The 22,641-nt window shown below is 33.5% G+C and carries 13 protein-coding genes; all 13 read left to right on the plus strand.

Annotated features, from left to right (window positions below; genetic code table 11):
- On the plus strand, positions 1 to 278 hold a 278-nt coding region (locus Q3V94_RS12720), incomplete at its 5' end, for an RNA-guided endonuclease TnpB family protein (protein ID WP_303528264.1).
- Positions 279 to 402: 124 nt separating this feature from the next.
- On the plus strand, positions 403 to 1,248 hold the full coding sequence (gene rsmA / locus Q3V94_RS12725) for a 16S rRNA (adenine(1518)-N(6)/adenine(1519)-N(6))-dimethyltransferase RsmA (RefSeq protein ID WP_008909744.1): 846 nt from the start codon (positions 403 to 405) through the stop codon (positions 1,246 to 1,248).
- An 88-nt stretch (positions 1,249 to 1,336) separates the two neighbouring features.
- Positions 1,337 to 2,320, plus strand: a complete 984-nt coding sequence (locus Q3V94_RS12730; RefSeq protein WP_303528266.1) for a hypothetical protein — start codon at positions 1,337 to 1,339, stop codon at positions 2,318 to 2,320.
- Between the two features lie 171 nt (positions 2,321 to 2,491).
- Complete coding sequence (locus tag Q3V94_RS12735) at positions 2,492 to 2,890, plus strand: hypothetical protein (RefSeq protein ID WP_303528268.1); 399 nt, start codon at positions 2,492 to 2,494, stop codon at positions 2,888 to 2,890.
- An 11-nt stretch (positions 2,891 to 2,901) separates the two neighbouring features.
- Positions 2,902 to 3,663 carry a prolipoprotein diacylglyceryl transferase gene (lgt, locus tag Q3V94_RS12740; protein ID WP_303528269.1) on the plus strand — a complete coding sequence of 254 codons (762 nt, stop codon included), beginning with the start codon at positions 2,902 to 2,904 and terminating at the stop codon, positions 3,661 to 3,663.
- A 22-nt stretch (positions 3,664 to 3,685) separates the two neighbouring features.
- Complete coding sequence (locus tag Q3V94_RS12745; protein ID WP_008909749.1) at positions 3,686 to 4,435, plus strand: hypothetical protein; 750 nt, start codon at positions 3,686 to 3,688, stop codon at positions 4,433 to 4,435.
- A gap of 66 nt (positions 4,436 to 4,501) precedes the next feature.
- Complete coding sequence (locus tag Q3V94_RS12750) at positions 4,502 to 4,690, plus strand: ferredoxin (protein ID WP_008909750.1); 189 nt, start codon at positions 4,502 to 4,504, stop codon at positions 4,688 to 4,690.
- Between the two features lie 456 nt (positions 4,691 to 5,146).
- Positions 5,147 to 8,032 (plus strand): hypothetical protein, encoded by a 2,886-nt coding sequence (locus tag Q3V94_RS12755; protein ID WP_303528271.1) that lies wholly within the window; start codon positions 5,147 to 5,149, stop codon positions 8,030 to 8,032.
- 309 nt (positions 8,033 to 8,341) lie between these two features.
- Positions 8,342 to 8,890: a sigma-70 family RNA polymerase sigma factor gene (locus Q3V94_RS12760; protein WP_303528272.1), complete on the plus strand. Its 549-nt coding sequence runs from the start codon at positions 8,342 to 8,344 to the stop codon at positions 8,888 to 8,890.
- 299 nt (positions 8,891 to 9,189) lie between these two features.
- Positions 9,190 to 14,706: a S8 family serine peptidase gene (locus tag Q3V94_RS12765; RefSeq protein ID WP_303528274.1), complete on the plus strand. Its 5,517-nt coding sequence runs from the start codon at positions 9,190 to 9,192 to the stop codon at positions 14,704 to 14,706.
- A gap of 50 nt (positions 14,707 to 14,756) precedes the next feature.
- Entirely contained in the window at positions 14,757 to 16,694 is a 1,938-nt protein-coding gene (locus tag Q3V94_RS12770) for an Ig-like domain-containing protein (RefSeq protein WP_008909754.1), read from the plus strand.
- A gap of 125 nt (positions 16,695 to 16,819) precedes the next feature.
- Positions 16,820 to 21,163 carry a CehA/McbA family metallohydrolase gene (locus Q3V94_RS12775; RefSeq protein ID WP_008909755.1) on the plus strand — a complete coding sequence of 1,448 codons (4,344 nt, stop codon included), beginning with the start codon at positions 16,820 to 16,822 and terminating at the stop codon, positions 21,161 to 21,163.
- A 145-nt stretch (positions 21,164 to 21,308) separates the two neighbouring features.
- Complete coding sequence (locus tag Q3V94_RS12780) at positions 21,309 to 22,625, plus strand: D-glucuronyl C5-epimerase family protein (protein WP_008909756.1); 1,317 nt, start codon at positions 21,309 to 21,311, stop codon at positions 22,623 to 22,625.
- Positions 22,626 to 22,641: the final 16 nt, after the last annotated feature.

Here is a 22,641-nt window from a genome sequence, read left to right on the forward strand (position 1 = left end):
TAAAGAATATGCAACAAAATCATAAATTAGCCAAAGCAATAACAGAAGTATCATGGGCAGAATTTAGAAGGATGTTAGAATATAAAGCAAGATGGTATGGCAGAGAAATAATAATAGCACCACAAAATTATGCATCAAGTCAAACATGTAGTGAATGTGGATATAAAAATTCTGATGTAAAGAATTTAGCATTGAGAGAATGGAAATGTCCAAAGTGTGGTGCAGTTCATGATAGAGATATAAATGCAAGCAAGAATTTGCTAAAATTAGCCATGTGATTGGTATATATGGGGAAGGAACAGCCCTTTGAGCGTGGGTAATCTGGTAACAGAAGTTACCTTGACCACGAAGCCACCACTTCTATAAGTGGGGGTAGTTCACAAAAAATAGAGGTGAAATTAGATGGGACTAAAGAGTAAAACCATGGAGATAGTTAAATATTTTGAGTTTAAATTCAACAAAAACCTTGGGCAAAACTTTTTGATAGATGAAAATATATTAAAAAAGATTATCGACGCTGCTGAGCTTGATGAAAACTCAACGGTAATAGAAATAGGACCTGGGATTGGAACATTGACTCAGGAGATGGCAAAAAGGTGCAAAAAAGTTGTTGCTGTTGAAATAGATAAAAACCTAATTCCAATCCTTGAAGAAACGTTAGGTAATTTTAAGAACATAAAGATAATCCACTCCGATGCCCTAAAGGTTGATTTTAATAAAATAATTAAAGAGGAAAACTTAGAAAACGTAAAGGTTGTTGCAAACCTTCCCTATTATGTTACAACGCCAATAATTGCAAAGCTTTTAAACGAGAGGGTTAAAATTAGCTCAATGATTATTATGATCCAAAAGGAAGTTGCAGACAGGATCCTTGCAAAGCCAAACACCGACGAATACGGAACATTATCCCTCCTTTGCCAATACCACTGCGATATAAAAAAGATATGCAAAGTATCCCCCAATTGCTTTGTTCCACCTCCAAGGGTGGAGTCTATGGTTATAAGGCTTGATATTAGGGATCAAAAAAGGGTTGAGGTTTTAGATGAAGAATTATTCTTTAACATAATAAAAAGCGCCTTTAACATGAGAAGAAAAACCCTTTCAAATTCACTTAAATCCATTGCAAATGAGGATATCCTTTTAAAGGCCCTTGAAGAGTTAAGTATAGACCCCAAAAGAAGGGGAGAGACTTTGAGCATAGAAGAATTTGCAAAACTTTCTAACATCCTTAGTAAACAAAAATCTTAAATTAAAGTGCCAGGCACTTAATATTAAGTAAATTCAAGTCACCCTTTTGCATATAATATATTGATGAATTTTTTTGGGAGGGGAAAGGGTGACTAATAAAAGGTCATATTCAAGATATTTTATAATCTTCCAAGAGGATGATAGGGGATTTGGGATTGCCATTGACAGACCACCGACGGGCTATGCAAAGATTGAAAATAAAAACGGAAGGGCAAAGATTAACTTTTATGTTCAAAATCTTTTACAAGAAAAGGGCCCCTACACTGCCTGCCTTATCGATGCTACTAAAAATCCCCCTGTCCTTGCAAAGCTTGGGGAAATAAATGTGGACGAAACAGGAAGAGGGGAAGTTTGGTGGGAATATAGGGAGGATGACATTGCCGACACAGGTATCCACATCGACAGGTTCAACGTTGCCTGCATAATGGCAGAGGATCAATACCCCTTATCAGGACAGATCGGTAAAGAGAGAATCGAGTGGAAGGAAAGACTAAAAAATCCTGTAAGGCAGGAGGATAAGGAAGAGGAGCTCGATGAGGAGGCTAAAAAATTCATAGAATATGAAGAGAGAATAAAAAATGAAATTGAAAAGATAAAGGAAGGGGAAAAAGTAGAAGAAAAAGATGAAGTAAAAGTAGAGGAGGAAGAAAACCCAAGGCAATTAAAGGGAGGTGCCTTTGCAAAGGTATTCCATAGAATATTAAAGGATCTTGAGGAGGTTAAACTCAGCACCGAGTTTAAGAATACAAGATGGTGGAAGGTGCCCCTTGAAAGGCCGGATTTCGAACCTAAGTTAATGCCCTACTACTGCATTATTTATCATCTAATATTTGCCTATCCATATATAAACTACTTTATCTGGATGAGAAGGACGGGCTATTATTACTTTGGATTAAAATATGACGATGAAGGTGAGATTGAATACGTAGTTTACGGAATTATAGGAGAAAACACCAAAAAAGATCAGCCCTTCTTTGGGGCAACAGGATTTAAAAAATGGATAGAAGTCGATGGCAGGGGAATGTGGATTATGATCTACAACCCATGGACTGGAATGGTAATGGTTCCGTAATATAAAGCACGATGTATTGCATTGGCAATATATCGTGCCTTTTTATTTGCTACTTAACTTATCACATGAATTAGGGTATAATAATTAAGTATAATAAAATGTCGGCTTTGTGGAATTTTGTGGAAATGTCAAAAAGTCAAAATGTCAAGTGGCAGGCACTGGAGGTGAAGTATGAAAAAATACATTTTAAAGGGGATAAAGGAAAGTTTAATTTATAGTTTTATAACGTCGGCTATTGTTTCGCTTTTGGCTGTTATTTTTTCCCTTATAAAAGGCATGAATCCTTTAAAATCCATATATATATCCCTTTACGCTGTTGGAATTTTTGCTTCTATTTTTTCAATCCCGCAGCTTTTTAAACGGGATGAGGATCCTAAAATTGCAATGTATAGGAGAAAAAATCCTTTATTTGGATTTCACAACATTTTTTATAACCCCTATGCCGAAAGGGCAGAACTTGAATCAATTGAGGAGTTTAAAGGGGAAGGCTTTTGGAGGGGAATTTTTATAATCCTCTATTCCATAACCATTCTTATTATAGCTGCAATTATTGAAAGAATCTATTACTAAGGGGGATTTTTATGCATCCAATACTTTTTAAATTAGGGTCAATTACAATTTACACCTACGGCTTTTTAATGGCAGTTGCAATAACTTTGGCAATCCTTTTAACCGCCTATAGGGCAGAAAAAAGAGGATATGATAAAAACATAATTTACGACCTTGCCTTTTATGGAGTAATAGGAGGTATCCTTGGTGCAAAGCTTCTTTATATAATAGCCGAAGCCCCAACGGTTTTTAAAAATCCAAAATCAATCGTATATATGCTAACCTCAGGTTTTGTTGTATACGGTGCACTAATTGGAGGGGTTTTAGCAGGATATATATATTGCAAAAAGAAGGGTTTAAACTTTCTAAAGATGTTTGACCTTGCAGCGCCTTCGATGGCCCTTGCCCAGAGCATAGGAAGACAAGGTTGCCACTTTGCTGGTTGCTGCTACGGAAGGCCAACGGACTCTCCCTTTGGCGTAATCTTTAAAGAGTCGCCCTTTGCACCAAACGGAGTTAAGCTAATTCCAACACAGGAAATATCAAGTCTTGGAAACCTTATAATTTTTCTAATCCTTCTTAATTACTCTAAAAAAGGAAGAAGTGACGGAAAGGTTGCAGGACTTTATATTCTTTTATACAGCGTAGGAAGATTTATCATAGAATTTTTCAGGGGTGACTTTAGAGGGAATGTAGGCCCCCTTTCAACTTCCCAGTTTATAAGCATAATAACCTTTGTAATTGCCCTTATATTTTTAAACCTTGATAAGATAAAGAAACAAAACTCAAACTAAGGGCCTCTTAGGAGGTGATATATTGAAAAAATTTTTAATAATTTTATCCTTGTTCTTTTTAACCTCCTGCACCAGGGTAAATCCTGCTTTAAAGGATAAATTTTCAAATCAGGATATAGAAAGGATAGTCGTAACCAACACAAGATATGCAGGAAGATACACGATAATAGACAAAAAAGCAATTACAAGGTTTAAAAATAAGGTTTTAAGGGCAAAGGAGGTTCAAAGGGATTCAAACTTAGAGCCCGACTTTATATTCGACTTTTACTCCGAAAACAAAAGGGTAGCAACCTTTAAATACATCGCAAAGATAAACGACGAGAATACTGCAAATCTTTATGATGAAGAAGGAAAGCTTTTTAACATTTCAACATCAATTGAAGATGAATTTATAAAACGCCTTTTAAAAACCAACAGAAACCAAAACGTTCCAGATTACTATGTTTCAGTTATAAACCTTATCCTAGACAAAATAGGCAAAAAGGACATAACCGTTGCCATCGACCTTAAAAAGGAGATAATGACTTTAAAGTATTTGACATCAATGGATATAAAAAACATATTTGAAGGAATCAACAGAAATGGCATCAACATAGTTCTTCTTCAGCAGGCAAAGGAGTATGATTATTTGATAGCAATAAACACAAAAAAATATTCAGGAAACAGGGTGGAGGCAGAAATAGCCGTAACAGATCCTAAAGGATTAAAAACAGTTTATGTTATTGAAGGAAATTATAATGGAAAATGGGAATTTTTTATAGCATATAAATAAAGCAAGGTATAAAATTGCCTTCAAGGGCAAAACTAATCCTTAGAAAACTAAAAAGGAGGTTTTACCATGAAGGCAAAAGTAGATCAAGATACCTGTATAGGCTGCGGTCTTTGCCCATCCATTGCACCAGATGTATTTGAAATGAAGGATGACGGCAAGGCCCATGTTATAGCAAATCCAGTTCCAGCAGGCAGCGAGGATGCAGCAAAGGAGGCAGAAGGCTCCTGTCCAGTAAACGCAATAGAGGTTGAATAATTGCTCGGCAAATGCCGAGCAATTTTTTTATCCTTGCGAATGTCTTTTTTTGTCGTTATTTGTTGGAAAGTTTTGCATTGAAATTTGGAACACTTTTATAAAAAAAGAGTCTATATAAATGAAAGCTGATTAAGATATGGCCAAAAAGGAAATGATATAAAAATATAAAACTTTTTTCTAATTTAGCGGAACTTTTCCATAGAAAACAAAGTCAATATTAGTGAATAAGTTGAAAAACAGAAAAATCATTGAAAAATTTACCTAACTTTAGCAGGAATTTTTAAACAAAGGAAGAATATATTATTAAGTGTGATGTAAATTTTATCCTTGAAAATTTTGACTTTTTGGTATATTATATTAAATAGTCACACTTAAATCCAATAAAGGAAAATTTAACTTAGTCGATGATTTTATTCATCATATATAAAATTTTAATTCTCGAGAGGAGGAGAAAATATGGCAAAAGCCAAGAAGATTCTAAGCTTAGCCCTTGCAGCTCTTGTAACATTTGGCTCAATGGGCTTAGCACCAGCGAGTGCGGCTACTAAGAAGGTAGACTACTACCAAATCGCACTCACAAACATCAACAAATATCTAAAGCCACAATTAACAATCACTAAGCAATCACAAAGCGAAGAGGATCTTAAGCTTTTACAAAGCTACTACAGATCACTAAAGATCCACATGAGCAGAATTACAAATCCAAGGCAGAAGGCAGCTATTTCAAAGCAGCTTATGGAATTAAGCCAAGAAATCGTTGCTGTAACAGCACAAGTTAAGGCACAAGTAGCAGCTGCAGATGCTGTTGAAGCATTCGAACTTGCAGCTCTTACAACTCAAGAAGAAATCGCTGCAGCAGAAGCGCTTTATGCAGATGCATTAGACAAGGTTCAAGATATAGCTGACAGAACAGTTAGAGTGGCTTTAATGAACAGAATCAACGACAAGAAGGCAAAGCTTGATGCTGCAAAGAAAGGCTTTGAAAACGTAGCAGCTACATTAAAGGCTGCAGAAGATGCAGTTAAGGCTTATGAAGATTTCCAAATCACAAAGTATGAAGAAGTTGCTAAGGCTAAGGAATTAGCAAAGGTAGCTGCAGATGCGGTAGCAAAGGTAACTGATGAAGCTAAGAAGGCAGCTTTGAATACAAGAATAGTTGAACAAGACAAGAAGGTTGCAGCTAAAGAAGCTGAATTAGCACCAATAGAAATTAAGGAAGCAGTGGTTACAGGAACTAAAAAAATAAATGTTGTATTCAATAAACCTGTAGATACAACAAAGGCAATAGTTACTGTAAAGAAGGGGAATAGTATAATAAATGTAACACCAACTTGGAATGAAACAAAAACTGAAGTAACATTAGCAACTAGTGTTGCATTGGAAGTTGGAGATTATACTGTTAGCGTAACTGGCATTGAGACAGCAAAGGACAAAGATGTTGCAAAGTTTACAGTTGCGCCTGAAAGGATAGATAATATAGTTATAGATGCTGATGCATATAGAAAAGCAGATGTAGCTACAACAATAGAACTTTCATATAAACTTGTAAATCAGTATGGAGAAGATATTACAAGTAAGTTTGAACCTAATAATTTTGCGGTTTCAGCAAGCAAAGGTTCAGCTACAGTATCAGTTAAAGGTAAAATAACGATTAATGATATTGCAGCTGATGTAACATCTGTTACAGTATCATTAGTAGATAAAACATTTGCTAAAACAGCTTATACAACAGTTAACATAAAGGCTGCAAAAGTTTTATCAGAAATAACAATTAATGCTCCATCGCTCAAAAAGGATCAAACAAGATTAACACCTGGAAATGATTATATAATTAAATATACTGCAAAGGATCAATATGGCAATGATTATGTTTTAGATACTCAAGATTTAGAAAAGATAACATTTGTTTCTTCTAATACAACCATTATCAATCCTTCTTCTGCTTTTGAAGTTAAAGATGTAGATGGTGATGGAAAGAAGGAATTAACAGTTGATATTGGTGCATTTGAGGGATTAAAGGAAATAACCCTAACAGCTATAGTTAATGCTACAGGCAAATCATCAAAGGCAACATTTACAGTATACGGAACAGCAACAGCAGATGCACCAACTTTAGTAGCTCCTTCTACAAGATTTGGTGTAAATGATACAGATTTTAGAGTTCAACTAACAATGAAGAACCAGTTCGGCGAAGAAATGAAAGCTGATGAAATATTAGCAGCAGTAAACGGATTAACAATAACAAGTGGAAACAAGGGAGTATTTGACATAAATGCCAATCCACTTGTAAAAGAAGGAGATAAAGTTTATGTTTCATTAACTGGCAAAGGAACAGGAACTGCCAACCTTACAGTTACTGTTAATGCAACAGGAAAATCTACTACATTACCAATTACTGTAGTAGAAGCTAAATATGCTGCATCAATGACTCTTACACCAAATTACGTTTATGCTGTCAAAGGTGCTTCAATAACATTAAAAGCCACATTTAAAGATCAATATGGCGATGAAATAAAGTCTGGAAACAGCAAAATAACTTTCGAAGTTGATAATAATAGCTTTGGAAATGCTCCAAGTGATAGTACGGTAACAGATATGGTTAATACAGGAGTAACATTTACAGCTACTGATTATGGTAAGGTTACAAAAGTTACAGTAAAATTGTATGATACTACAGGGCAAAAAGTTATCGATACTAAAGAAGTTGTATTAACAGCTGTTAATGCAGATGCAGACTTAGTATATGCTATTGAAGACTTAGGAACAGTTGCAGCAATCTCAAAAGAACAAGCTGCATATGAAAAGACAATAAAAGTATATGCAAAAGATGCTAATGGAAATAAAGTAGCTCTACCAAGCACAGGAGTAATCCAATCAGCATCAACTATAGATAGTAAGCTAGTTATATATAAAGATATAAATAGCTATAAAATAAAAGCTGCTACAAATGATGCAGATGGTGTTGCAAACTTCTCATTAGTAGTAAATACTAATAAGGGAGTAGCTGTAATACCAGGCACAGTGACATTCTCAAAAGCTGCACCAGTAGCTCAAAAGATTGAAGCATTAGAAGGAGATACACCTGTAACTAAGGTTAAATTAAGTGAAGGACAAATCGATCTATTTAACAATAATAACTTAAAATTCAAGGTGACTGACCAATACGGAGTATCGTCATATTTAACAAGCAATGATTATGTAACAGTATTTGTAAGAGATAATAATGGCAATGTGCAAAAGTTAGATAATGCACAACAATGGGATGCAACTGCTGGAACATACAAGATAACAGCAGTAACATCTAATGGTCTTTCAGTAACAGTTGATGTAGTTGTAGAATAGGGCTCTATGTCAATAGTTGGGGTGGGCAAAATATTCAGATGCCCACCCTTGCTAATTTTTAGGTCATTTTTGCGAGATTGAGATTATGTTAAGAAAAATTATTAAAATTGGGCATGACAAAAAGGCCAAGCTAAGGTTAGTTTTAGAGAATCTTGTATTGTATCTATTTCTCCACCGAAAAACATTTTTATACTCAAAAAAAATTATTTTTCATCAATTTCAAAACGGAAAAGCTGCAGTGATGCAATTTTTCCGTTTTTAATTTTTTGCACATCCTCCCGTAAAATAAAGTGCAAGGGAGGGGATAGGATGAAGGATTTAGTGATAAAGGCAAGATATGATGGGGCTGCAAAAGAAAAGATTTTAAAGAGTTTTGAACCACTTTTGAAAAAGTGCTGCAGTTTGTATGTGAAAAATTCTTCAGATTTTGATGATGCAATACAGGAGGGAAGGATTGCCATATTAAAGTGCATAAAAAATTACGATGAAGATTCTAATGTTCCCTTTGAGGCTTATGTGAAAAGGGCAGTTTTAAATTCTATAAGGGAATATGCAAGGAAAATAAAAGAGTATATTAGCTTAGATGAAGATCTAACTGAAGATGGAGATGATCTTTATGAAATAATTCCAAGCGAAGTTGACATAGAAAATGAAAGGATAAAAAGGGAAGACATAAAAAGATTATACAACGCTATAAATAATTTAAGCCCTAAGCAAAGAGAGGTTATTTTAGAGCATTTTTTCAACGGAAAATCTATGGTGGAAATTGCAAATAACAGAAGATGCCATTACATGGCTGTTGTAAGACTAAAGGATAGGGCAATTGAAAAACTAAAAAGGGAATTTAACAAGGCCTAAAAAACTTCAATAACTTTTGCTTTGAAATAAAATTTTTTTAGTTTCTTATTGGAAAATTTTGCGATAAATTATGCTTTATTTTTTTGTTAGTTTGGAATATTATTATTCATAAAGGTAATTATGGATATTAATAGAAATTAACATAATTGTTACCATTTTGTTACCATAACGATAGTAAAATTAACTAAATTAAAATTAGAATGTTATGCCATTTAGATTCCTCTAAATGGCTTTAACTTAATATAAAGGGGGTGTTTAAAATTAATTCAATCTTTAATCAAAATAAAGGGAGGGGTTTCATGAAATTTAAAAGATTACTAAGCTATGTTTTATCCTTCTTGCTTATTTTTAGCCTATTTAATTTTAATGTAAAAGCACAAAATGGGAAGCTAAATATCGACGTAAAGAAATTTGTAAAGCAAAACCTTGTAAATGTTAAGGATGTTGATGAGCAAAGGGCACTTTATCAGAAGTTTGGCGGGGAATTCAATGACAATATAACAGAAAATAAAATTGACGATAAAGATCTTGTTAGAGTTATAGTAGAGCTTCAAGATCCTTCAGCAGTTGAAATAATTAAAAATCAAAAGCTATCAATGAAGGAGCTTTCAAAGGTTGAAAAGAACGTAGAAAAGAGCCAAGCTGCTGTAATTGAAAAGGCAAAAGCCTATGGTAAGATAAGACATGTTTACAGGAATGTTATTAACGGATTTAGCATGACAGTTGCCTATGGTGAAATTGATGAGCTAAAGAAAATACCAGGGGTTAAAAAGGTTACAGTTGCAAATATCTATTATCCAGACATAAACTATGCAAGGGATATAACAAAGGCAACTCAAGTTTGGCAACAATTTGGCCTTAAAGGCGAAGGCATGGTAGTTGCAATAGTTGATACAGGAATAGATTACAGGCACAAGGATATGAAGCTTACAGATCCAAGTAAGGCAAAACTTAATAAGGAGTTAGTTGAATCATTAGGTGGTCCAGGAAAGTTCTATACTGATAAGGTTCCTTATGGTTATAACTTTGCTGATTTAAACGATGAAGTTATTGATACAACCTCAAGCATGCATGGAATGCACGTTGGTGGAATAGTCGCTGCAAATGGTGACGTTAAAGGTGTTGCACCTGAAGCACAGCTACTTGCAATGAAGGTTTTTTCAAATAACCCAGAACTTAGGGGTGCATATACCGATGACATTGCAGCAGCAATAGATGATTCCGTAAAACATGGTGCTGATGTTATAAACATGAGCTTAGGTTCAACTGCAGGATATATAATGCCTGATGACCCAGAACAAAGGGCAATTAAAAATGCTACAGATGCAGGTGTTGTTGTAGTAGTTTCAGCAGGAAACTCATACTATTCAACATATAGTTATCCAGCATATGCACAGGACCCAGACATCGGTCTTGTTGGTTCCCCAGGGCTTTTCCCAGATACACTTCAGGTTGCATCATCAGAAAATACAACACAAACACTTCCTGCAATGGACTATAAGGCAGGAGAAGAGCAGGGTGTAATAGGTTATACAACTTCTGAAATAGACCCATACGGCGTCTTAAAAGGAGAATATGAATTAGTTTACTGCGGACTTGGGAGAACTACAGATGTTGCAAATCTTGATTTAACTGGAAAAATAGCTTTAATAGAAAGAGGAGCAATAACATTTATAGAAAAGAAGTTAAACGCACAGGCAAGAGGTGCTATTGGAGTAATTGTATATAACAGCGTATCTGGTGGAGACACTTATATAAACATGGCAACTGACCCAAGAGTAGTTATTCCTGCAATATTTATAAAAAGAAGCGATGGATTAAAGCTACTTAATCTTATTCAAAATGGAGTTAAGGTTTCATTTAAGGGTAAGATTGCAAGCACGCCAAATGTAAACGCTGGAAGAATGTCTGACTTCTCATCATGGGGACTTGCACCAGACCTTACATTTAAACCAGATATTACTGCGCCAGGAGGACAAATTTACTCAACTGTCAATGATAATTCTTATGAAACGATGAGTGGAACTTCAATGGCGGCTCCCCATGCATCAGGTGCAGTTGCTTTGGTTGTTCAATATCTAAAGCAAAATAGTCCGAATTTATCAGGACGAGAACTTGTTGAAAGGGCAAAGATCCTTTTAACAAACTCAGCTATCCAGCTTTTAGACCCATCAACAAAAACTACACCAAAGCTTCCATATCTTCCAAGAAAACAGGGTGCAGGACTTATCCAAATAGATAAGGCTCTTAGCACAAAGGCATACGTTGTTGGAGAAGATGGAAAGGCTGTAATATCCCTTAAGGACTTTGAAGGTAATAGGACATTTAAGATAAAAGTAACTAATTTTGGAACTGAAGCTTTGACCTTTAATGTTAGCGATAAATATGGAGTAATGACAAACTTTAAGTCGAATTCATATATCTATCCTTATGCAATGCCTTTAACTGGTGCTGCATTAACATTTAGCCAAAATGAAATTACAGTAGACCCGGGTGAGACAAAGGAAATTGAAGTTACTGTTAAAATTCCAGAAACTACATCAAAGAATATATTTGTAGAAGGATTTATTACTCTAGAGAGTGCAAATAACCCAACCCTTACAATTCCTTATGTTGGATTCTACGGAAAGTGGGATGAGCCAAGAATATTAGACTCACCTATGTGGGAAGCAGATACTTATTATGGTGAAGCTGCTCTAATAGATGGAGAAGGTTATTACCTCGGGCAAGTTGGAGTAGATAACTATGGACACCCAATAATTGACCCAGAAAAGATTTCAATCTCAACTAATGAAGATGCTATGTTTAGAAGCCTGCTTCCTGTCCTTTCATTCTTAAGAAATGCAAAGGAATTTAAACTCCAGATATTAGATGAAAATAAAAATCTTTTAAGGGAAATTGCAACGGACATTTTCATTAGAAAGAACTATGCATCATCTTCAACAAGAAAGATTTACGCAAACTGGCTCTGGGATGGAATGCTCTATGATGGAAAGGGCAATTTCTATCCAGCAAAGGAAGGAAATTATATCTTAAGGGCAATGGCTAAGGTTGACTACATGGATGCTAAGTGGCAGGAGCTTTTGATCCCATTTAAGATAGATAATACTTATCCAGCATTAAGTGTAAAGGCAAAGAAGATAGATGGTAATTTATTTGAATTCGACTTTACAGGAAGCCAAGATAATGTTGGAATATACCAGTATGTTGTATTTAGAAATGAATATGATCAAAATCCTGTGTTTGTAGAAGGAAGTCAAAGTAAAGTTCAACTTGAATTACCAGGAATTAAAAACGATTGTTTAGTTTTTGCAATAGACTTTGCAGGAAATGTAACAGGCTCTTTAGTAAAGATAGATAACGATGTTATAAGATTTACTGAAGTTCCAAACTTTGTTTCAAATAATCCAAGCCCTACAGTTAAGTTTGAAGTAAATGAGATGATCAGTAACTTAGTTGATCATTTTGAGGTTGAAGTAATAGACAATTTAATAGGCCAAGCTATTGTTGAAAAGAAGTCAATAGAAACTAGCACAGAATATACAGTTGAGTTGCAGGATGGAAACTACACATTAAAGGTTTATGCTTATGATGCAACAGGAAAGGTAATAGGACAAAATGAAACGAGCTTTGTTATCGATACAACAAAGCCAGTTGTAACAATAACAAATGCAGAAGGAAACGTTGTTGTTAACGATACAAGAGAATATTATGATCTTGAATTTAAAGTAAAAGAGCTAACACCATATAAGGTTTACGTAAACGGACAGCTATTTGATGATAATTATACAGGATATGAATTAAGAGAAAATGTTCATGTATATTCAGTCAAACTAAATGAAGGAGATAATAGGGTTGAAATCAAAGTAGTTGATGAGCTTGGTAATGTAGAAACAAAAGAGGTAGTTATAACTAAAGTAATTGAAAGACCTACGATAATAGTTAATCAAGTTAATGGAGGATATCCTGTTTCAGGAAAGACTGTATTGATTACAGGAAAGGTTATTTATAAACAAGGGGAAAAGGTGGCAGTTTTAATTAATGATGAAGTAGCTACAGTAGACGACGAAGGTAACTTTGCAAAGGAAATTACATTGTCTAATTATGGTGTAAATCAGGTAGAAATATTTGCAAAGGTAAAGAATGTAAATACTGTGGAATATATAAACGTAAATGCTTCACCCATTAATTGTGAAAGATATGTTTTATCTAATGCTTCAAATTTAGAATTAAAGGCTAATATATTAGATAAAGAACAAATTACTAAAATAGAAACCTTCATGGATGGAAGAAAACTTGAAGAATATGACGTGATGAGCATGGAAGATAATGCCTTGAATATTTCCTTGAAGGATTTGTTTAAGGGATTAAACAGATTAGATATCATAATTACTATGAAGAATGGAGTTGTTGCAGACTATATAGATATATTAGTAGATAAAGATGCACCATCAGTTACAGTATTTGATGAGTTTGGTAACGCCCTTAAGAATGTTCCGCTTTACAACACAAATACAGTAAAGATTATGGGCTTTGTAGCAGAAGAGGTTAAGTATTTGAAGATAAACGGTGAAAAAGTTGAATTAAAGGATGAATCCTTTGAAAAGATATTGACCTTAAATGAAGGATTGAATAAAATAGCCTTTACATTAGAGGATCTTGCAGGAAACAAGAATGAATATGCATACAGGGTTTACTGCGACACTCAAAAGCCGATCATTGAAATGATTAGTTCAACAAAGGATAAGGTATTAGTTGATGATACATTAGAACTTAAGTTTAAAGCAATAGACAATGTTTATGGATATAGAGTATATGTAAATGGAAACCAAGTTGATACAGTAGAAAGCGAAGTTGGAGATGGCGCAGCTAAGGAGCATACAATAAATGTTAATGCTATAGATGGAGAAGGAAAAGTTATAATAAGCGTTGTTGACTATGCAGGAAATGTAGCGGTTAAAGAAATTACAACCTATAAGAATATCCAAAAGCCAGTTATACTTGAGGATGGGTATTTTGATAGGGCTTTGGCAGAGGATGTTGTAGTTGCTGTAGTATATCCAAAGGAAAACACATTTGAATTACAAAATATTAAATATGGTGAATTACAACTTGAAAAAGACAAGGATTATGTTGTTGATAATGGTCAAATAATTTTAAAGAAGGAATTTTTAAAACAAATGACAAAGGGAGAAAACGAATTTAAGTTAATATTTAACAACGATTATGAATTATCATATAAAGTCGTTGTAGTTGATGCTAGATCAAATAATACTAACTTAAGTTCTATATCCATTAATGGAAAAGCATTAGAAGGATTCAATCCAGAAAAATTTGAATATGTTTATGAAGTAAATCCGTTTAAGACTTATACAGTAGCAGCTCAAGCTGCAGACGAAAAAGCAAAAGTTGAAATTACGCAAGCAGTTTCTATAGAAGGCGAAGCTATAATTAAGGTAATAGCAGAAGATGAAACAGAAGCAGTTTACAAGATCAAGTTCATCATTCCAATACAGCTTACTGTAGAGGATAAAGAATTCAAAGCAGGAGAAGATGCAAAGGTTATTGTAAAAGCAAAAAATAATGGTGTTAATATTAAGACAGTTACATTAATAGTAGGAGTATATGATAAGAACGGAAAACTTGTTCATCTTGTATTTGGAAACTATAATGTAAAACCAGATGAAACAATAGACATGGGTGCTAACTTGTCAACAAAGGCAGAATACAAGGATTACACATTAAAGGTATTTGTATGGGATAATGAAAATGACATGAACCCACTATCAAAGGTATTAGAATATAAAATCAAATGATTGGAAGGTCTCCTTCCAATCATTTGATAATTTAAAAAGGAGGCTTTGGGATGAAAAGAAGGCTGTTCCCCATTTTTCTAATGGTTGCATTTTTAATTTCTAATTTATTTTTGAAAAGTGCAGCTGCAGCACAAACTAAGGTAAATATTACAGGGTTAAATCAGGAGTATGTCCAGGGATCTTCGCCTACGCTTTACTTAACAACTACGGGTGTTAAAGGTAATGTTAGATATAATGTTTTATTAGTGGATTTAGTTTCCGGGAAAAAGATCGATTTAACGAAAGGATATTCAAAACCTATAAAAAGCAATATAAAATATTCAGTTAAACTACCAAAATTAGACAATGGATATTATAGGGTATTTGCCTATGTAAAAGGTGAAAAGAGTAAGACCAAATATGATGGTTATGCTTATAAACAATTTATGGTTTTTGTTAAAGACATGAACATATCTAAGACTGGGAATTATGGTTCAAACAATGAAAAATATTTCCAAACTGTTAAGGGAAATATAAATATAACTGGAAATAATGTTATTTATAATAATGCAGTAGTTTTTAAAGATGTATTTGTAAAAGGAGATAACGTAACTTTAAATAATGTGAAAATCGAAGGTAAACTTGTATTAGATCCGGGAAAATATGGAAAGGCTTATTTAAATAACATTTCAGCAAAAGAAATTGAGGTTTTATCAGGGGCTAGTGAAAGTATATATTTAAACAACGTATTTGCTGATGAACTTAAAGTAGAAGCAGAAAATAAAGTTAGAATTGTGACAGATCAAAAAACAAATTTAAATAAAGTTTTTATTCAAAGTGCATTAATATTTGAAAATAAGGATGCCAATATAGGGAATGTTGAAGTTAATACAATAGATGATAATATTGTTGAATTTAGAGGTAATTTTGATACAGAAGTAAAGGTAACAAGTAGTGCTTATATAAAAACATCAGAAAACTCCTTAATTAAAGAAATTAAATTAGTTCCAGAAAATTCAAAATCAAATATTATACTTGAAGCAAATATTAAGAATTTAACTATATCTAAAGATTCAGCATTAGAAATAAAGAAAAATAGCAACATAGAAGATGCTATAAAGGTTGAGGCAAATGCAACTATAAAGGCGGATAAAGAAGCAAAAATCAATAAAATTGAAATTACTGGTGCAAACAAAAATGTGAAAATAGAGGCAAAAGTTGATACATTAGAGATAAAGGCTGAATCTAAAATTGAACTTGTAAATGTAGAAGTTAAAACATTAGTTGCATCGTCTAAGGGTGAAGTTTTGACAAATAAAGAAACAAAAATAGAAAAGATAGAAGGAAGTAAAAAGGATGAAGTCAAAGTAAGTGGAGAGGGACAATTAGCAAGTAAAGACAAAGACAGCAAGGAGGATAATCAATCAAGCGGCGGAACAACTGGTGGTTCAACTGGAGGAACAACAGGAGGTCCATCAGGTGGATCTACTGGAGGGACAACAGGGGGCACTCCTGTTATAATACCAGTTTCATCAATTGATTTTGATGAGATAGGAGTTGTTTTAAATAAAAATGATGAATTAAATCTTAACTGTATTGTTCATCCATTAACAGCTACAGATAAAAGGATAACATGGGACTCTGATAATATTGACGTTATAAGTGTTTCAAATGGTAAAGTTAATGCAAAGGCAGTCGGAGAGGCCACAATTACAGCAAAGACTTTGGATCAAAAGGTAAAAAAATCTCTAAAGATTAAGGTTGTAGATTCAGGCATATCTTTAATTGTAAAGAAGGAATCAGGAAAAATTTCTTTCTTAGTAAAAAGTGCTTATGATAACGATATTATTACCATGAAAGTTCTTCAGGATGGCAATATAAAATATATAGATCAGATTCAGACAGGTAAAAATTACAGTAAAGTATCTACAATGTTAGATAAGGGTAAATATATTGTTTATGTAAAGGGATTAAACTCTGATATTATTTCAATTGAATTTGAATATTAAAATTTTATATTATATCGACAAATAAAAGATAAAAGGGTGGCAAAAATTCCACCCTTTTTATTCCCTTTTAAATTGTAAAATTAATCTTTTTTCAATTTTTTGAAAATCATGAAAGGTGGGGGAAAATGAGTTTTAGAAAAACACATAAAAATATAATTTCGCTTTTTATGGTAATGCTTTTAGTATTATCAAATTTCAATCTTGCTTTCAAGAATAAAGTCTTTGCCCAAACAGGTCCAGAGCTTTTGATCACAGAGATTATGGTAAGGGCACAATCAGGGACAGACCCCTATGAATTCATTGAAGTTTACAACAACACAAATGTCCCAATCGATATTAAGGATTATAAGTTTAATTATCCTTCATCTGATATCGATGTTTCAAAGATAATACAACCTAAAGAGGTATTGGTAATTTGTTCAACTAGCACAACTACACTGGCTGATTTCAATGCGTTTTACGGAACAAATTTAACAGAAGATCAATTTGTAAACTTTAAGATAACAGCAGGAATAAGTAATACTCCACCAAAAACAATTGTTCTTGCAAAGGATACAGGTGAAGAAGTATGTAGGGCAACATATAATTCCGGAGATTTTGATATAAAACTCAGCACAACATATAAATATCCAGAAACAGGCATTGACATGATTTTACTTGGACAAAAACAACAACCGACACCAGGCTTTGTTTTCCCAAACCAAGTTCCATTGGATCAAAATTCAGATATACAGGCACCAACAATTACACACACGCCTATTACAGAGGCGGATAACACGAATGACCTAATAATAAGTGCGAATATTACAGATGATGTTCAAATATCAAATGCAAAGGTATACTACAGAAAAGTTGGAGACACTGCATATAAGAGTATAAGCATGCAAAAGAATAACGATTTATACACTGCTGTTATTCCAAAATCAGAGCTTTCAACGCAAGGTATTGAGTATTATATAGAGGCAAGTGATGGAATAAATACTGTAACTTATCCAAGCGATATAAATAATCCTTTAAAGGTAGTTATTAAAGAAGTTGATAATGTTCAGCCTAAGGTATCCATTATATCACCGCAAAGTGGTGAGTGGATTGAAAATAAAAGGCCACAAATAAGCGCAACAATTGAGGATAGCAGTGGATTAGATTTAACTACTTTAAAAATATATATAGATAACGTAGACGTTACTGATAAGACAAATTTAACCTATGAGGACGTTGAGCCTAAAAAATTTATTAAATTAGAATATAATCCAGCGGAAGATTTAGCTGAAGGAGAACATGTAGTAAGAATATTTATAAGGGATTTGTCTTCTTTAAAAAATGCTGCTGATTTTACTTGGAATTTTTATATTGGTCAAGAAACCTATAATTTATACTTCGGTCAAATTCATGCCCATACGAACTATTCAGACGGGTTAGGCACTCCAGAAGAGGCATATGATTATGCCAAAAATGTTGCAAAGGCAGACTTTTTTGCAATAACTGATCACTCTAATTCATTTGATAATGATACGCAAGCTACTATACTTGATGGTTCAGCAAGCAGTGAATGGAGACAGCTCCATCAAATAGCAGACCAGTATAATGAGGATGGGAAATTTGTAGCAATAGCTGCATATGAAATGACCTGGAGCGGTTCGACAGGTGGTTGGGGACATATTAACACCTTTAATACTCCAGGTTTTTTATCAAGAAACAGCAGAATAAACAACAAGGCAGTTGACCTTAAGATGTATTACGATGAACTTAAAAAGGTTCCTCAATCTATATCTCAATTTAATCATCCTGGCCCAACTTATGGTGATTTTGCAGATTTTGGATATTATGATCCGGATATAGATAAATTAATAACCTTGATTGAAGTCGGAAACGGGGAAGGAGCAGTAAGATCAAGCGGTTATTTCCCAAGCTATGAATTCTATACAAGAGCCCTTGATAAGGGGTGGCATCTTGCACCTACAAACAATCAGGATAACCATAAAGGAAATTGGATATTAGCTAATACAGCAAGAACAGTAGCTCTAGCAAAGAATTTAACAAGGGATGATATCTATGATGCCTTTAGAAATATGCGCGTTTATGCAACGGAAGACAATAATTTAAGGATAGTTTATAAGGTAAATAATAAATATATGGGGACAATTTTAAACAATCCCGATAAGCTAAATTTTAACATTAGCATTCAGGACCCTGATTTAAATGATAAAATTGGCAAGGTATCAATTATAGCGAACGGTGGAATAGTAGTTACATCAAAATATTTTGATTCAAACACTGCAGAGTGGAATTTTACTTTAAATCCAAAATACAGTTATTACTATGTTAGAGTAGATCAAGAGGATTTAGATATTGCTGTTACGGCACCGGTTTGGACTTCAGATGTTGTTCCTGTTGGCTTATCATCAGTTAAATCAAATTTAAAACTTGCTGAAACTAATAAACCTGTGACAATTGATGCGGTAGTTTACAATAATTCAACTACATCAATTTCAAATGTTAAAGTTGAATTTTATAGGGATGAGATAAAGGACGAAAATAAAATTGATGAAAGGATTATTACAAATTTAAATGCTGGCTCAACAGGATTAGCAAGCATTAATTGGACATCTAGCCAGGAAGGCAAATACACAATTTATGCAAAAGCCACGATAAATTATGGTGGAGTAGATAAAACATTCACATCTAGCACTGTAGTTGAGTTTATTGCACCAGAAAATGCTGTAAAGGTAGTAATTGATGCAGGACATTATAATCAATATGTAAGTGGAGATTACAAAGGAAAAGTTACGAAGTTTAAGTCTATGTTAGAGGATAGAAAGGTAATAGTTTACGAAGATTATGATGGACTAACTGATTCTGACTTAGAAGGAGTTAGGTTATTAGTATTGACAGATCCTCAAAGCAAGGATAACGCAAGTTATAATCTTTACAAGTCAAATTATACGGATGCAGAGATAGAGGTTATTAAAAGATTTGTTCAAAATGGAGGATCAGTAATTATTACATCAAGGGCAGACTATAATGACATAGGAGTTACTGACCCATCTTATCAAAATGCAAACCAGGGCAATAGAGTCCTTGAGGCAATAGGCTCTAACTTGAGATTTAATGATGATGAAGTAATAGACAATGTAAACAACAATGGTCAAAACTACAGGTTGTTATTTAATAGGTATGTATCAGATAAGTTTAATTTAACAAAGAATGTATCCCAAGATCAGCTTTATAGCTTCTTTAGTGGATGTTCAGTAATACCGAAGGATAACGCTGACCTTACAAATGTTGATTTTGTTGTAAAGGGCCATGACACGACAGAGATTTTGGATTCAGACAAACAAAACGATGCAAAACCAGTTCAAAAGGGAGAGGTTTATGTTCTTGCAGTAGAAAAACTAAACTCAGGTGCAAAGTTGATAGTTGCAGGTTCAACCTTCTTCTCTGATTTTGAAATGACAGGAGATAATCAATATGCTAATGTTCCAATAACTGAAAATATTTTGGATTGGATTCTTGCTGGTGAGAAAGTAATTACACCTATATTAGAAGTAAGAAAAGACATAAATAATGATAATATTCCAGACAATTTAGGCAAGATATTTACTGTAGAAGGCTATGTAACAGCAGAATCGGCTTCGATGGGCAATAGACACTCCTTCTTTGATGTTATATATGTTCAAGACGAAACGGGAGGAATAACTGTATTTGGAGTTTCAACAAGGCAAATACCTCTTGGGGTAAAGGTTAGAGTTACTGGAAAAGTTGATCAATATATGGGAGATACAGAACTTCAGATTTCAAATGAATTGAAGGATATAGAAATAATAGACCCAAATCCAATAAATGTTGAACCTAAGTTAATGTCAACTAAGGAGGCTATGCTCGAGGAAAACGAAGGATGGCTAGTGAAGGTAGAAGGAACGGTTACAAGAATAGTAGGACAAAATATATTCTTGGATGATGGTTCAGGAGAAGCAAGGGTATATGTAGAAGGATATATTGCAGGAGATGTAGGAAGCGAAGCAGGAAAATGGGATGAGAGGATTAAAATTGGAAGCAAGATAAGCGCTGTTGGATTAGCATCAGAGGATGCAGAGGGACACAGAATAAGGGTAAGAAATACGGCAGAGATAGTATTAATAGAAATGCCTGAAAATGAGAGCTTTGAAATAATATCGATAGAGAAACCAGAAAAGGTAATACAAGGCCAAGATATTAAAGTGACCATAAAAGCAATAAATAGAACTAAAAATACAAAAGATGCAACATTGATTGTAGCATTATATGATGATGATAACAGGTTTATAATTTACGGTGCAGCAAAGCAGAGTGTTGAATCAAATAAAGATGCTATATTAACAGTTATGATGAAAATTCCTGCAAATCAAAGAAATCTTAGAATAAGGTATTTTGTTTGGGACAGCATTGAAAATATGATGCCTTTATCTAATATGTATGAAATAGCCGAATAATTAGATATAATCAAAACAGGCCATTTGGCCTGTTTTGATATTTAGAGAGATCTTAGAATACTAAATTATAATTATAACAAGAAAACTTTATTTATTTAACGAAAATCCGATATAATATATATACCACTATTTAGGGGGCGTTTTTGTGAAAAGGGCTTTAGCTTTGATTTTGTTAATGATCCTGGCTTTTAATACAATTGCATATGCAGGAAGGGAATATATATTAAAATATGCTTATCCTGAAAATGTTAAAACTATTTCCATATATGATTTATTAGGGAACGGTTCTAAAATTTCTAAAAATAAGAAGGTTTTATACGCAAAAAAGGATACAGTAGCGCCCTATGTTGTAAGTTCTAATCCTAAGAATGGCCTTCAAAATGTTAAAGTTGGAAGTAGCATTACATTGAATTTTAATGAAGGTGTAAAACTAAATAATTTAAAGAGCATATCACTAATTGGCAATGGGAAAAGGGTAGGGTTTAGTATAAAGTTAAGCGGCAATAAGGCAACGATAAGGCCTAATACTTTGTTATCCTATGGGACAAACTATGTTTTGAGTCTTCCAAATGGTTCATTTAAAGACTTTGCAGGAAATTCAAGTAAAGCTTTTGTTTTAAGATTTAGAACGGAGGAAATAAAGCTTGCAGAAAACGATAAGAATAATGCCAGCAATTTTACGAGTTATTTTAGTTATATATTTGATGATGGAAAGAATATTGTAAAAAATTATTTATATAAAACCAATGGCGAATATCTTTTTTTTGCAGATATAAAGAATATAAGTAGAGTAAGTGGGATAAAGTTTGATGAGAATAATATCCCTATGGTAAATTATAGTGGATATAAATATAATCCTCTTTTAATAGCAGAGTGGGGGCTTCAAAACTATAGCTATTATAAAAGAAGCCAAAATGGTGAATATCTAAAAAGGGCAAAGGATGCAGCAGACTTTTTGGTTTATAACATAAATGATAGTGGTCTTTGGATAAACGATTTTGACTACAAGGAATCAAATATATCAATGAAAAGAGGCTGGTCATCCTCATTAACTCAAGGGTTAGGTATATCTCTTCTAGTTAGAATGTATAATGAAACTTTAGATGAAAAATATTTGAATGCTGCAAAGCTTGCCCTAGCACCGTTAAGGGGAGAGTTAAAGGATAGCTTAAATGGTTTTCCGATGTTCGATATGTTTAGTGTAAGAACAAAATATACCTTTAGCAGCTTTATGTTTGTTTTGTTTGGACTGTATGATATTTCAGGATATGATGATTCTGCAAAGGAAATGTTTTATGAAGGAGTTGAAATATTAAGATACTTGATGCCAAAGTTCTATGGGACGACGGATAAGTTTTATAAATCAATTCATGATGCACAAATAAGAGCCCTCTGCTCAATTTTGAATGTTGATAGTATTGATGAATACCTAGATGACTTTGAAGTTATTGATATAGAATGAAAATAGGCATCGCAGG

The organism is Caloramator sp. CAR-1, from assembly GCF_030546345.1.
Lineage (GTDB): Bacteria > Bacillota > Clostridia > Clostridiales > Caloramatoraceae > Caloramator > Caloramator australicus.